The sequence below is a fragment of the Massilia sp. BGA-UO-ETr-WB1 genome (assembly GCF_059567845.1).
This window is the reverse complement of the sequence record NZ_JCAQOT010000023.1, coordinates 153,690-166,584: the sequence shown is the minus strand read 5'-3', so window position 1 is coordinate 166,584 and position 12,895 is coordinate 153,690. Positions and strand designations below refer to the sequence as shown.

12 protein-coding genes and 1 tRNA gene are annotated in these 12,895 nt (G+C 66.6%); 3 read left to right on the top strand and 10 right to left on the bottom strand.

Annotated features, from left to right (window positions below; genetic code table 11):
- Positions 1-90: 90 nt before the first annotated feature.
- The 10 genes from AC56DV_RS09220 to AC56DV_RS09175 form a co-directional block, all read right to left on the bottom strand.
- Positions 91-175, bottom strand: a tRNA-Leu gene (locus tag AC56DV_RS09220).
- 132 nt (positions 176-307) lie between these two features.
- The gene (gene secG, locus AC56DV_RS09215; protein ID WP_496313999.1) at positions 308-754 is read right to left on the bottom strand and encodes a preprotein translocase subunit SecG; all 447 of its coding nucleotides are present in this window, start codon (positions 752-754) and stop codon (positions 308-310) included.
- 52 nt (positions 755-806) lie between these two features.
- Positions 807-1,568, bottom strand: coding sequence for a triose-phosphate isomerase (gene tpiA, locus AC56DV_RS09210; protein ID WP_496313998.1), 762 nt, complete (start codon positions 1,566-1,568; stop codon positions 807-809).
- 114 nt (positions 1,569-1,682) lie between these two features.
- The gene (locus AC56DV_RS09205) at positions 1,683-2,663 is read right to left on the bottom strand and encodes an NAD(P)H-quinone oxidoreductase (protein WP_496313997.1); all 981 of its coding nucleotides are present in this window, start codon (positions 2,661-2,663) and stop codon (positions 1,683-1,685) included.
- A gap of 48 nt (positions 2,664-2,711) precedes the next feature.
- On the bottom strand, positions 2,712-3,329 hold the full coding sequence (locus AC56DV_RS09200) for a tetratricopeptide repeat protein (RefSeq protein WP_496313996.1): 618 nt from the start codon (positions 3,327-3,329) through the stop codon (positions 2,712-2,714).
- 79 nt (positions 3,330-3,408) lie between these two features.
- Positions 3,409-4,185, bottom strand: coding sequence for a GIN domain-containing protein (locus AC56DV_RS09195; protein ID WP_496313995.1), 777 nt, complete (start codon positions 4,183-4,185; stop codon positions 3,409-3,411).
- A 125-nt stretch (positions 4,186-4,310) separates the two neighbouring features.
- Complete coding sequence (locus AC56DV_RS09190) at positions 4,311-5,381, bottom strand: serine endopeptidase (protein WP_496313994.1); 1,071 nt, start codon at positions 5,379-5,381, stop codon at positions 4,311-4,313.
- Positions 5,382-5,404: 23 nt separating this feature from the next.
- Positions 5,405-6,907, bottom strand: a complete 1,503-nt coding sequence (locus AC56DV_RS09185; RefSeq protein WP_496313993.1) for an ATP-binding protein — start codon at positions 6,905-6,907, stop codon at positions 5,405-5,407.
- Positions 6,900-7,613: a response regulator gene (locus AC56DV_RS09180; protein ID WP_181259912.1), complete on the bottom strand. Its 714-nt coding sequence runs from the start codon at positions 7,611-7,613 to the stop codon at positions 6,900-6,902. The genes AC56DV_RS09185 and AC56DV_RS09180 overlap by 8 nt, the downstream gene beginning before the upstream one ends.
- 19 nt (positions 7,614-7,632) lie before the next feature.
- Positions 7,633-8,907, bottom strand: coding sequence for an ABC transporter substrate-binding protein (locus tag AC56DV_RS09175; protein ID WP_496313992.1), 1,275 nt, complete (start codon positions 8,905-8,907; stop codon positions 7,633-7,635).
- A gap of 331 nt (positions 8,908-9,238) precedes the next feature.
- On the opposite strand from AC56DV_RS09175, the gene AC56DV_RS09170 reads away from it, so the two are divergent.
- The 3 genes from AC56DV_RS09170 to AC56DV_RS09160 all read left to right on the top strand — a co-directional run bounded on the left by AC56DV_RS09170 (position 9,239) and on the right by AC56DV_RS09160 (position 12,859).
- The gene (locus tag AC56DV_RS09170) at positions 9,239-10,507 is read left to right on the top strand and encodes a maltoporin (protein ID WP_496313991.1); all 1,269 of its coding nucleotides are present in this window, start codon (positions 9,239-9,241) and stop codon (positions 10,505-10,507) included.
- A gap of 43 nt (positions 10,508-10,550) precedes the next feature.
- Positions 10,551-11,801 (top strand): ABC transporter substrate-binding protein, encoded by a 1,251-nt coding sequence (locus tag AC56DV_RS09165; protein WP_496313990.1) that lies wholly within the window; start codon positions 10,551-10,553, stop codon positions 11,799-11,801.
- Positions 11,802-11,866: 65 nt separating this feature from the next.
- A complete protein-coding gene (locus AC56DV_RS09160; protein ID WP_496313989.1) occupies positions 11,867-12,859 on the top strand; it encodes a carbohydrate ABC transporter permease in 993 nt (330 codons plus the stop codon).
- The last annotated feature ends 36 nt before the right edge of the window (positions 12,860-12,895 follow it).

The window sequence follows — 12,895 nt, the reverse complement described above, 5'->3', positions numbered from 1 at the left end:
AAACGACACATCCTCGTAAAAAAACCAGCTTAGGCCCGGACGGCGGGATTTCCCCTGCCCAGACGCACCTGCTGGCTTTCTGTATTTCTTTGGTGCCGACGACGAGACTCGAACTCGTACAGCTTTCGCCACTACCCCCTCAAGATAGCGTGTCTACCAATTTCACCACGTCGGCGTTAAGCCCGTTATTCTACAGTGATTTCACTGCTTTGTTAATGCGTATTGCGGCAAAACAAGAAGAAAACGGTAAAGCTTGACTGAATTCCTAGAGTATCGAGGGCATCCTCGATTCCGGGAATATCAGGTATTACTTTTGCGGCGCCGGCGCAGGGGCTGGTGCAGGTACTGGTGCCGGCGCAGCAGGAGCAGCGGCAGGCACGCCTGCGGCGGCGGCGGCTTCAGCTGCGGTCGGGGCTGCCGGCGCGGCCGGCGCGGCGGCCGGGATCGCGGCCGTGCCCTTGGTTGGCGCAGGAGCGGTGATCTTGTCCATCACGCCGCCGCCGGTGCTCACGCCGCGGTTGCTGGCGATCGATGCCAGCGCCAGCGTGGCGCCGAAGAAGATGGCGGCGGCCACGGCGGTCGACTTCGACATGAAGTTGGACGAGCCGCTGGCGCCGAACAGGCTGCCCGAAGCGCCCGAGCCGAAGGCGGCGCCCATGTCGGCGCCCTTGCCGTGCTGCAGCAGCACCAGGGCGATAATGGCCAGGGCCGACAGCACCTGGACGACGACGATGAGGTTGTGCAAAGTGTTCATGCTATTCCATTTCCAGTTGAAGGTGTATCAGTTAACTCGTAGCTTATTCTTATTACCCGGCCGCGTGCACGATGGCGAGGAAATCCGCCGCCTTCAGCGCCGCGCCGCCAATCAGGCCGCCGTCGATATCCGGCTGGGCCAGCAATTCTTTCGCATTCTCCGGCTTCATGCTGCCGCCGTACAGGATCTGCATGCCGGCCGCTGCCGCCGCGTCGCGCGTGGCGACTTGCTGGCGCAACTGCGCGTGCACTTCCTGCGCCATGGCCGGCGTGGCGGTCTTGCCGGTGCCGATGGCCCACACCGGCTCGTAAGCCAGCACGATCTTGCCCAGCGCCGCCGTGTCCAGCACGTCCAGCACTGCCTGCAGCTGCGCGCACACCACCACGGCGGTGCGCCCCGCCTCGCGTTCGGCCAGCGTTTCGCCCACGCACACCACCGGCACCAGGCCGGCCGACAGCGCGGCCAGCGCCTTCTGCGCCACCAGCTCATTGCTCTCATGGTGGTAAGCGCGGCGCTCCGAATGGCCCACGATCACGTAGCGGCACGCGAAATCGGCCAGCATGGAGGCCGCCACTTCGCCGGTGTAGGCGCCTGCGGCATAGGCCGACACGTCCTGCGCACCCCATGCGACCGGCGAGCCCGTCAGCGCGGCCTGGCATTGTGCCAGGTAAGGCGCGGGCGCGCAGACGGCGCAATCAGCCTGCCTGGCCGCGGAGTCAGCCGCAACGCCAGCCGTAATGCCGGACAACAGCGCAGCATTGCTGTCGCGGCTGCCGTTCATTTTCCAATTTCCGATGACGAGTTTGCGTCGCATAGTAGCCTAAAGTTCAATAACCCGCTATTTTAACGCGAGCCGCAAACCGGGGTCAAACCGGTGCTGCCACAGTGTGGCGGCAATGTTGGCAATCTGATTACGCTTTGGCCGCGCTTACGCGACTTGCAGCATGATTTTGCCCACATGGGTGCTGCTTTCCATCAGCGCGTGCGCGGCGGCGGCCTGCTCCAGCGGGAAAACCTGGTGGATCACCGGCTTGATGGCGCCCGATTCCAGCAGCGGCCAGACGCGCGCGCGCAGCTGCGCCGCGATGCGGGCCTTGAAAGCCACCGGGCGCGGGCGCAGGGTGGAACCGGTGACGGTGAGGCGGCGCCGCAGCACCTGGCCCAGGTCCAGCGTGGCCTTGGCGCCGCCCAGCAGCGCGATCACGGCGATGCGGCCGTCGTCGGCCAGGCAGTTGATCTCGCGCGGCAGGTAGTCGCCGCCCACCATGTCCAGGATCACGTCCACGCCCTTGCCGTCCGTCAGCTGCTTGACCACGGCGGCAAAGTCCTCGCTCTTGTAGTTGATGCCGCGCGCGGCGCCCAGCTGCTCGCAGATGCGCGCCTTCTCGTCGCTGCCGGCGGTGGCGAACACGCGGTGGCCCATGGCGGCCGCCAGCTGGATGGCCGTCACGCCGATGCCGGAGGTGCCGCCCTGCACCAGCAGGGTTTCACCCTGCATCAGGTGGGCGCGGTCGAACACATTGCTCCACACGGTGAAGAAGGTTTCCGGCAGCGAGGCCGCTTCCAGCATCGACCAGCCTTTCGGCACGGGCAGGCACTGCTCCGCCGGGGCGGTGCAGTATTCCGCGTAGCCGCCGCCCTGCGCCAGCGCGCATACCAGGTCGCCCTTGCTGAAGCGGCTGCCGGCCAGGTCGCCGCCGACGATTTCGCCGGCCACTTCCAGGCCCGGCAAGTCGGACGCGCCCGGCGGCGGCGCGTAGCTGCCCAGGCGCTGGAACACGTCCGGCCGGTTGATGCCGGCCGCGTGCACCTTGATCAGCACCTCGCCCGCCTTGAATTCGGGGACCGGACGCTCGCACAGGCGCAGCACGTCCGCCGGGCCGGGCTGGGAAATTTCTATCGCACGCATGGCTGCCCTCTCGTAGTGAAAGGGCGATTGTACGATAGCCCGGCCGTCTTAGCCGCCGCCGGTGCGCGACTGCCTGGGCAGCGGCGTGCCCACCTTCCACGCGGCCGACAGCGCCTGGCCTTCCTCGATCTGCTCCGGCGTCATCTTCTTGACCACGGCGGCGCGCTGCTCGGCGGCGTTGGCCGAGCCGTTGGCGGCGGCCAGGTTCCACAGCATATAGGCCAGCACGTTATCCTGCGGCATGCCGCCGATGTGGTAACGGTACATCAGGCCCAGCGTCTGCTGCGCGTCCGGATGGCCCTGCTCGGCCGCCTTGCGGAACCAGACCACGGCCTGCTTGTGGTCCTGGATCACCGCGTTGCCGGTGTAATACATGGCGCCTACCACGTACTGCGCGTCGGCCTTGCCCTTGACGGCCGCCTTGCGGTGCCAGTTCAGCGCCTGCTTGTAGTCCTGCGGCACGCCGCGGCCCATGTAGTACATCAAGCCGAGCAAATGCTCGGCGTCCTTGTTGCCGGCGCGCGCCAAGGGCTCGATTTCCTTGTACGCCAGGCTGTAGTTGCGGTTGTTGTAGGCCGTGGCCCCTTCCGCGAAGCCGGCCCACGCGGCGCTGTGCACGCCCAGCGCGAATCCGATCGCGATCACTGCTTGTAATAGTTTTTTCATGTTGCTCAAGAAATGGGTACTTGTGTCTCTTATTACCGCGCTCCCGCGCGGCACCATTTATTCGCGTGTCGCCTGAAGGTCACTTCCAGCTGACCTTGCCGAGCCCGTCCACGCTCACGTTGCGGTTGGCCGGCTTGCCAAAGACTGTGACCGACCCCAACCCGCTAAGGTTCAAGGTGGCGTTGTCGCGTGCGGTGACGGTGGCGTTGCCCAGGCCGCTCAATTCGAGGCTGACGCTGTCGGCCTGGAACTGCTGCGCGTTCAGGCCGCCCAGGCCGCCCAGCGTGGCCTTCAGCATCTTGCTGCGCCCGCCGAGGGTGACGTAGCCGGCGCCCTGCAGGTCCAGCTCCACGCTGTCGTTCTCGCTGGCCCACACGTGCATGCTGCCCACGCCCCCCAGGCTGACGCGCATGGTGCGGTAGTCACACACCACCTTCATGCTGCCGGCGCCCTCCAGCGTCAGCTCGATGTCGTCGCCGCTGAAACCGGTCACCTCGGTGGTGCCCACGCCGTCCGACACCACCTGGCGCAGGTTGGGCAGCACCAGTTCGGCGCGCAGGGTTGAGCGCTTCAGCTTGAAGCCGTGCACGTCCGAATCGAGGTGCAGCGTGTCGCCCGACTGGGCGGTGGTGATTTTCCCGATATAGCGCTTGTCGGCGGTGACGGTCAGCGAAGGCGTGTCGCCTCGCCGCAACTTCAGGTCGATCACCCCATCCAGCTTGACCCGCACCACGCGCGCATCGATGGCGCGGGTTTCGGTCACGATCTCGTCGGCGGCGCGGGCGGCCGGCAGGATCAGGCCGAGGGCGGCCAGCAGCAGGCCGAAGTGGTAGAGAATGCGGGCGGAAATGGTCATGTCTGGAATCCTCGGGGCGGCGGCCATATGCCGACTGGCCGCACATTATCGGTATTCCAGCACTATACCCAAGCCCTTCCCGCCCGGGAGGGAATTGCGACGAACTGCAAAAAACGCGGGGCAGATTACATTTTGGCGGCGGATTCGGCCTGCTGCGGGGCGGCCTGGGCGGCGCTGCCGCAGGCGTGGCAGAAGCGGCTGAAGGCGTTTTTGCGGGTCCGGCAGCTGGCGCAGCGGTCGTACAGGCCGATGCCGCAGTGCGGGCAGAAGTCGATCGCCGGGTCTTTCAGGTCCACCTTGCGCTCGCAGCCGGGACACACGCTTTTCGCCAACCGCGCCAGCGCCACGTCGTATTGCAGCGTTTCGCGGCGCTGCCGGTCGGGCATGGCTTCGGCCGCCTTCTGCCGCTCCAGGTAGCGCTGCAGCGAGACGATGGCCTGGCGCCCGATCAGCACCGTCAGCGCAATGCCGACCAGGTAGCGCACATAGCCGCCGTAGCTCGGCAGGTAGGGCACCAGTTCGACGAAGAAGGCGAAGCCGGCGAAGATGATGAAGCCCCACACGAAGGGCCAGTACTTGCCCTTGCGCTGCGTCTTGAACAGCCAGCCCGCCAGCACCAGCAGCGGCAGCGTGAGCAGCAGGCGGTAGCCGAACACGCGCAGCTCCCTGGCCTGCAGCGCGTCGCCGTACGGGCCGCGCGCGGCCTGCTCCAGTTCGTTCCACTGCTCCTGCGCCCTGTCCCTGGCCTGGCTGGCGTCCAGGTAGGCTTGCTCCTGCGCTTCCACCAGCGCCAGCGCCTGGCGCTCGGCGGCGGCCAGCGCGTCCAGCTCGCGGGTGCGCTTCAGCACTTCCGGGTCCTGCTCGGAGCGCGCCGTGACGCTGCGGGTGGCCAGCCAGTTGTCGAAGGTCTCGCGGGTGGAACGGCTGTTGGCCACCGCCACCTGGTGCTTCTGGCGCGCCTGCTGCAAAGCCGCGTTGGCGTCCGCCTGGCGGCGCTGCTGCTGAGCCAGCGCGTGCTTGAGCTGCGCGGCGCGCGGCTGCTGCATGAACTGCTCTACGGTCAGCGTGTCCTCCACGCCGCCCAGGTTGCCGACCACCTTGCCGCCCAGGCCGATCAGGAACCACGCGAACGCCAGCGCCACCAGCCACAGGCCGCGCTGGAACCATTTTTCGGACAACCGCAGTGATTTGCTCATGTCAGCCTTCTTCGACCTTCTTTTTAAAGGGGAACGAACGCGCCTCCCGGCAGCACGATGGTGGCGCGGAAGCCGCCGCCGGGCGCGTTGGCCAGCAGCAGTTCGCCGCCGTGTGCCTGCACGATACCACGGGCGATGCCCAGCCCCAGGCCCATGCCGCTGTTGTTCTGGTTGCGGCCGTGCTCCAGCCGCACGTAGGGCTCGAACAGGCCGGGCAGCGCCTCCTCCGGCACGCCGGGGCCATGGTCGCGCACTTCGATTTCGATATTGCCGGCGTGCTCGCGCACCGCCATCTCCACTTGCCTCCCGTAGTGCAGCGCGTTGTTCAGCAGGTTGCCGATGGCGCGCTTGAGCGCCAGCGGCTTGGCCGCCACGCTCAGGCCCGAGGCGCTGAAGGACACCGCGTGCCCGGCCAGCTGCGCGTCGCGCACCATGCGGCCCAGCAGCGCGTCCAGCCGCACCTCGGTGGGGTTCTCGTGGATGTCGCTGTCCTTCACGGTTTGCAGCGCGCCCTTGACCATCATGTCCAGCTCGTCGAGGTCGTCGTGGAATTCGCTTTGCATGGCCTCGTCGTCCAGCAGTTCGGTGCGCAGCTTGAGGCGCATGATGGGCGTGCGCAGGTCGTGCGAGATGGAGACGAACAGCCGTTCGCGGTCCTCGATGTAGCGCTGGATGCGCTGGCGCATGGCTTCGAAGGCGCGCGCCGTGTTGACGAACTCGCGGCTGCCGGTTTCCGGCAGCGCGGGCGCGTTGCCGCCTTGGCCGAAGGCGGTGGCCGCCTCCGACAGCGCCGCCAGCGGCCGCGTGATCCAGCGCACCACCATGATGGACAGCAGCAGCACCGCCGCCAGCGACAGCGCCTGCAGCAGCAGCCGGTCGCGCGTGAGCGGGTTGCCGGTTTCGAGGAAGTACGGGTTGGGCATCAGCGTGGCCAGGTAGAGCCAGTGGCCGGGGTCCATCTCGACCTGGATCAACAGCACCGGCGCCGGCTTGGTCAGCATGATGTGCTGCACCCAGGTGTCCGGCAGGTCTGCGATGGTGGCGCCGTCGTCGCCCACCGGCAGCTTGTCCGGCCAGGCGAAGGCCAGCCGCACCTGCGAGATGTTCGGCAGGTCTTCCTTCAGCGTGGCGCGCACCTGTTTGAGCGCGGCGTCCGCCAGTTCCTGGCCGGCGATGGCGCGCACCTGCACCGGCGCCTGGTTGATGTTGACCAGGAAGCGCGTGCCGCCCATTTCGCGGAACTGCTGGATGATGAGCGGCCGGTAGTTGGGCGGCAGGCTGAGGAAAAAGCGCACCGCGCTGGCCGCGCTGTGCGCCAGGTGCTGCGAGGCGGTGCTGGTTTCGCTGAGCGCCTCGGCGCGGCGCTGCGCGGCCCAGATGATGTTGCCCACCAGCTGGGTCAGCAGCACGCCGATCATCATCACCAGCGTCAGGCGGCCCAACAGTGACTGCGGCAAAAGCCGATCCAGCCAGCGCGTGCCCCGCCCGGCAGGCGCGGGGCCGGGCCCGGTGCCGCCGCTATGCATTGGACGCGGTGACGTCGGCCGAGAACACGTAGCCGGCGCCGCGCACGGTCTTGATCAGCAGCGGATTGCGGCCGCCGTCGTTCAGGCGCAGGCGCAAGCGGCTGATCTGCACGTCCAGGAAGCGGTCCAGCGGGCCGGAGTCGCGTCCGCGCGTGCCTTCGCACAGCGCGCTGCGGTCCAGGATGTCGCCCGCGTGTTCGACGAAGTATTTCAGCAGCTGGAAGTCGAGCCCCGTCAACGGCACGATTTCGCCGGCCGCGTCGGTGACGGTGCGCGCCACCGTGTCCAGCGTGAAGCCGACAAAGCGGTAGTAGCGCGGCGCCGACTCGTTGCCCATGCCGGTGCGGCGGTGGATGGCCTTGATGCGCGCCAGCAGCTCGCGCGGGCTGTAGGGCTTGGACACGTAATCGTCCGCGCCCAGCTCCAGGCCCACCACGCGGTCGGTCTCGTCCGAGCTGGCGGTGAGCATGATGATGGGCACATTGGAACGGCTGCGCACCGCCTTGCACAGCGCGAAGCCGTCCGTGTCCGGCAGCATCACGTCCAGGATCACCAGCGACAGCTCGTCGGCGTAGCGGTTGAACTCGGCCAGGAAAGTCTGGCCGTCGTGGGCCAGGCCGACGTCGTACTGGTTTTTCTCCAGGTAGGTCTTCAGCAGGGTACGGGTTTTTTGGTCGTCGTCGACGATCAGGATCTTGCGCATGATGATACTTATCTCGTCTTGGCTATCGTGTCTTGGTAAAGGTGCGGGCGATGGTGCCCAGCCTGCGCTGGGTGTCGGCCACACTCGCATTATCGTCCAGGAAGTAGCGGTGCACCTCCGCCACGATGGCGTCGCGCACGATCTCCTCGGTGGCCATGCGGTGCACCAGGCTGGGCACCAGCGCTTCCGGCCCGCTGGTGAACAGCTTCCACGAGGCGCGCGCGCAGCTGTCCATCTTGGACAGCACCGGATTGCGCAGCACCGGGATGGAGCCCTTGATCTGGTTGTAGTCGTTCTGCAGCGCGGGCGACATGATCAGCGCGGCCAGTTTCTCCTGCGCCGGGCGGTGCGATTCGCGCGTGGCCAGCATGCCCAGCGTGTCGATGTTGTACAGGTGATAGCTGGCCGTGCCCGGGGCAGCGGCGCAGCCGAAGCCCTCCTCCACCGTCAGCCCGCGCGACACCAGCTCGCCCTTGGCCCAGTCGCCCATCACCATGAAGGCGGCGCGGCCGTCGGCCAGCTCGCGCACCCCCTCGTCCCAGCTGCGCTCGGCGATCGGGCTGCCCATCCATTTCTTCAGGCCGCGCAGGCGCTGCAGGGAGGTGGCCAGGCGCGCATCGGTGTAGGCGGCGGCGCTGCGGCGCTGGAACAGGTCGCGGTGGAACTCGGCGCCCTCGGACAGCACCAGCGCCTCGAACAAGGTGGTCACCTGCCACGGCTCGCTGCTCTGCGCCAGCGGCACCACGCCGGCCTGGTGCAGCCTGGCGGCGGCGTGCTCGAACTGGGTCCAGGTTTCCGGCACCGCCAGGTTGAGGCGGGCCAGCAGCTTGCGGTTGTAGAACAGCGTGTTCATGCGGTGGATGCCGACCGGCGCCGCGTACACATGGCCGTCCGACTTGATGGCCTCGGCCACGGTGGGCAGCAGCTGCTTGTCCCATTTGCCGGCGGCGGCCACCGCGTCCAGGTCCAGCAGCAGGTCGAGCCGGGCCCAGTCGCGGATGACGATGCCGTTCACCTGGGCCACTTCCGGCGCGTCCTTGGCCAGCATGCGGCTGCGCAGCACGATGCCGGCGCCGGCGCCCGAGCCGCTGGGCACCATGCTGTCGCGCCAGCCGATATCGGCCTCGGACTCCAGGCGCGCCGCGATCAGGTCGACCGCCTTGCGCTCGCTGGCCGACTTCCACCAGTGCAGCACCTGCAGGGATTCCGCGCGGGCGGCGCAGGACGCGGCCATCCCCGCCAGGCTCAATAGCAGGCACACGGCAAGGCGCAGCTTGTGGGGAAAGGTCTCCGTCATGTTTTTTGAAGCCATTCTGGGGATGGCATTTCGTGTGGACAGACTATAACCCAAAGCATTCTTGAAACGATGGTAAGGATGCACAGCATTTTGCAAGAAAGCGTATGGATTTATTGCAAAGTGTTGCAGCCGCTGCAGCGCAACATGCTGGGGCTTTGTAAAGTTTTGTTAGCGCAGGCTTGCCGCCAATGAGCCAATTTTTCATATAAATCAACCACTTAAGTAGCATCCCGCGCCTTCGCCAGCGCTTGCTGGAATCACATTCCGGCCGATGCTACTGTCCGTTCCGGTAGCAAAAACACATAACAAATTTATACCGGAGACCAACCTTATGATGAACCGATTCATCCGCCGTTCCCTGCCCGCCGCCATTGCGCTGGCCCTGTCCTGCGGCGCCGCCGTCGCCGGCGACCACGAAACCGAAGGCTTCCACGGCTATCTGCGCGCCGGCGGCGGCACCAGCAACCACGGCGGCACGCAAACGTGCTACGGCCTGGGCGGCATCACCATGGCCTACCGCCTCGGCAACGAGTGCGACAGCTTCACGGAACTGGGCTACACCAAGGAACTGGCCAAGGCCGCCAACGGCGCCACCTTCGTCGGCACCTTCTGGGCCGACGCCTACAAGAACAGCTCCGACTTCGGCGACGCCAAGCTGGGCGTGTCCAAGGCCTACATCGAAGCGAAGAACCTGCCGTTCATGAACGGCGGCATCGTCTGGGTCGGCAAGCGCCACTACTACCGTCCCGACATCCACATGCTGGATATGCAGTACATCAACATGAACGGCACCGGCGGCGGCATCGACGGTTATCCGCTGGGCGCCGGCAAGATCAGCTACGCGGTCTTCAAGGACGACGACTTCAACAAGACCGATCCGGTCACCGGCAAGGTGGTGGATTCGCCGTCCGCCCTGCGCCAGAACCTGGTGTATGAAGGCCTGCCGGTCAACCCCAACGGCACGCTGGATTTCGCGGCCTCCTTCATCTCGGCCCAGGGCCAGGACAAGACCACCCACGACGGCTGGCAGATGTCGGTGTTCCACCGCCAGGCCAAGGTCTTCGGCGGCGGCAACACCTTCGGCGTGCAGTACGGCGTCGGCCCCGGCACCGGCATCAACGGCCCGTGCTGCGCGCGCATCGGCCCGTCGGGCAGCACCCTGCTCGGCTCCGACTACACCCGCCTGCGCGTCTTCAACGACGTGGTGATCCAGCCGACGCGCGACTTCAGCATGGAATTCGTGGCCCTGTACCAGCGCGACAAGAACGGCAAGGACGGCGCCACTACCTGGACCACCGTCGGCACGCGCCCGGTGTACGCGTTCGCCGAAAACTTCAAGCTGCAGGCCGAACTGGGCGTGTCGCAGCTGAAGTCCGACAAGGAACCCGGCACCCAGCGCCTGACCAAGCTGACCATCGCGCCGACCATCAGCCTGGCGCGCGACTACTGGGCGCGTCCCGAACTGCGCCTGTTCGTCAGCTACGGCAAATGGAGCGACGCTGCCAGCAAAGCGGTGAACGCCTTCAACAATTCCGGCGCGGTGTACGGCAGCGACACCAGCGGTGTTTCCTACGGCATCCACATGGAAGCCTGGTGGTAAGCGCGGCGCCAAACACTTTTCTCAAAAATCAGGAGACACGAACATGAAACTGAAACCCCTGGCGCTGAGCGCCGTCGCATTCGCCGCAGCCATCGCATCGGCGGCCCACGCTGCCCCGCAGGTTGAAGTGCTGCACTACTGGACCTCCGGCGGCGAAGCCAAGTCCGCCGCCGAACTGAAGAAGATCATGGAATCGAAAGGCGTGGCCTGGAAGGACTTCGCCGTGGCCGGCGGCGGCGGCGAAAACGCCATGACCGCGCTGAAGGCGCGCGTGATCGCCGGCAGCGCGCCCACCGCCGCCCAGATCAAGGGACCGTCGATCCAGGAATGGGGCCAGGAAGGCACGCTTGCCAACATCGACGCGGCGGCAACCGAAGGAAAGTGGGAAACCCTGCTGCCGCCGGTGGTCACCAATGTGATGAAGTACAAGGGCCACTTCGTGGCGGTGCCGGTGAACGTGCACCGCGTGAACTGGCTGTACGTGAACCCGGCGGTGCTGGCCAAGGCCGGCGCCAAGGCGCCCACCAGCTTCGCCGAGTTCTTCGACGCGGCCGACAAGATCAAGAAGGCCGGCCTGGTGGCCGTGGCCCACGGCGGCCAGCCGTGGCAGGACGCCACCGTGTTCGAGTCCGTGGTGCTGGGCGTGGGCGGCGCGGAGTTCTACAAGAAGGCACTGGTGCAGCTGGACCAGGCCAGCCTGACCAGCCCCACCATGATCAAGGCCTTTGAAACGCTGGCCCGCATCAAGACCTATATCGACAAGGACGCGGCCGGCCGCGACTGGAACCTGGCCACCGCCATGGTCATCAACGGCAAGGCCGGCATGCAGTTCATGGGCGACTGGGCCAAGGGCGAGTTCACTGCCGCCGGCAAGGTGCCGGGCAAGGACTTCCTGTGCCTGGCCGCGCCGGGCACCGACAAATCCTTCACCTTCAATATCGACTCGCTGGCCATGTTCAAGGTGAAAAGCGCGGACGACCAGAAGGCCCAGCTGACCCTGGCCAACGCCGTGATGAGCCCCGAGTTCCAGGAAGTGTTCAACCTGAACAAGGGCTCGATCCCGGTGCGGGCGGGCGTCTCGCGCACCAAGTTCGACAGCTGCGCCACCAAGTCGATGGATGACCTGGCCGCCACCAGCAAGAGCAATGCGCTGGTGCCGTCGCTGGCGCACGGCATGGCCGTCGACAGCGCCAAGGCCGGCGCCATCCAGGACGTGATCGCCAAGTTCATGAACTCGACCATGACGCCGCAAGCCGCCGCGCAAGCGCTGGCCAAGGCAGCCAAGACCATGTAAGCAGCAGCACCAGGGGTGGACGCGGCCGCACCGCGCCTGCCCCCCAGTTCCGGAGAACCCGCATCATGTCAGCAAAACCTCTATCCGCCGTGCCCTCGCCGCCGCCCGCGCCGCGTGCGCCCGCCAAGCCGGCCGCAGCCAACGACAGCAACGCAAAACCTCCCCGCGCCGCCAGCCGCTTCGGCGCCCTGGCCGACGCCTGGCTGCCGCGCCTGGTGCTGTCGCCCACCATCATCGCCTCTCTCGTCTTCGTATACGGCTTCATCGGCCTCACCGCCTGGCTGTCGCTGACCGAATCGCGCATGATGCCCAATTTCGAATACGCCGGCTTCGGCCAGTACGAGCGCCTGTTCGAGATCGAGCGCTGGTGGGTCTCGGCCAGCAACCTCGGCATCTTCGGCGGGCTGTTCATCCTGTTCTGCCTCGCCATCGGCCTTTCCATGGCCATCCTGCTGGACCAGCGCATCCGCCACGAAGGCGCGCTGCGCGCCATCTACCTGTACCCGATGGCGCTGTCCTTCATCGTCACCGGCGCGGCCTGGAAGTGGATACTGAACCCCGGCCTCGGCCTGGAAAAAATGCTGCACGACTGGGGCTACACCAGCTTCACCTTCGACTGGCTGGTCAACTCCGACATGGCGATCTACACCGTCGTCATCGCCGGCGTGTGGCAGTCGTCCGGCTTCGTCATGGCGCTGTTCCTGGCCGGCCTGCGCAGCGTGGACGACAGCATCATCAAGGCCGCCCAAGTGGACGGCGCCAGCCTGCCGACGATCTACCGCCGCATCGTGATCCCCTCGCTGCGCCCGGTGTTCTTCAGCGTGCTGCTGGTGCTGGCCCACATCGCCATCAAGAGCTTCGACCTGGTGATGGCATTGACCGCCGGCGGCCCCGGCACCTCGTCCGACGTGCCGGCCATCTTCATGTACCAGTTCTCGTTCACGCGCGGCCAGCTGGGCCTGGGCGCCGCCTCGGCCATGATGATGCTGGCCACCGTGCTGGCGGTGCTGGTGCCGCTGATGTACCTGGAAACGAAAGGAGCGCGCCATGGCCGCTGATCTGAACCACGACGGCGGCCGCATCACGGCCGGCCG

Bases quoted from the DNA above. Each gene is read 5' to 3' on its own strand.
- secG (WP_496313999.1), bottom strand. From the start codon at position 754: ATGAACACTTTGCACAACCTCATCGTCGTCGTCCAGGTGCTGTCGGCC.
- tpiA (WP_496313998.1), bottom strand. From the start codon at position 1,568: ATGCGACGCAAACTCGTCATCGGAAATTGGAAAATGAACGGCAGCCGC.
- AC56DV_RS09205 (WP_496313997.1), bottom strand. From the start codon at position 2,663: ATGCGTGCGATAGAAATTTCCCAGCCCGGCCCGGCGGACGTGCTGCGC.
- AC56DV_RS09200 (WP_496313996.1), bottom strand. From the start codon at position 3,329: ATGAAAAAACTATTACAAGCAGTGATCGCGATCGGATTCGCGCTGGGC.
- AC56DV_RS09195 (WP_496313995.1), bottom strand. From the start codon at position 4,185: ATGACCATTTCCGCCCGCATTCTCTACCACTTCGGCCTGCTGCTGGCC.
- AC56DV_RS09190 (WP_496313994.1), bottom strand. From the start codon at position 5,381: ATGAGCAAATCACTGCGGTTGTCCGAAAAATGGTTCCAGCGCGGCCTG.
- AC56DV_RS09185 (WP_496313993.1), bottom strand. From the start codon at position 6,907: ATGCATAGCGGCGGCACCGGGCCCGGCCCCGCGCCTGCCGGGCGGGGC.
- AC56DV_RS09175 (WP_496313992.1), bottom strand. From the start codon at position 8,907: ATGACGGAGACCTTTCCCCACAAGCTGCGCCTTGCCGTGTGCCTGCTA.
- AC56DV_RS09170 (WP_496313991.1), top strand. From the start codon at position 9,239: ATGATGAACCGATTCATCCGCCGTTCCCTGCCCGCCGCCATTGCGCTG.
- AC56DV_RS09165 (WP_496313990.1), top strand. From the start codon at position 10,551: ATGAAACTGAAACCCCTGGCGCTGAGCGCCGTCGCATTCGCCGCAGCC.
- AC56DV_RS09160 (WP_496313989.1), top strand. From the start codon at position 11,867: ATGTCAGCAAAACCTCTATCCGCCGTGCCCTCGCCGCCGCCCGCGCCG.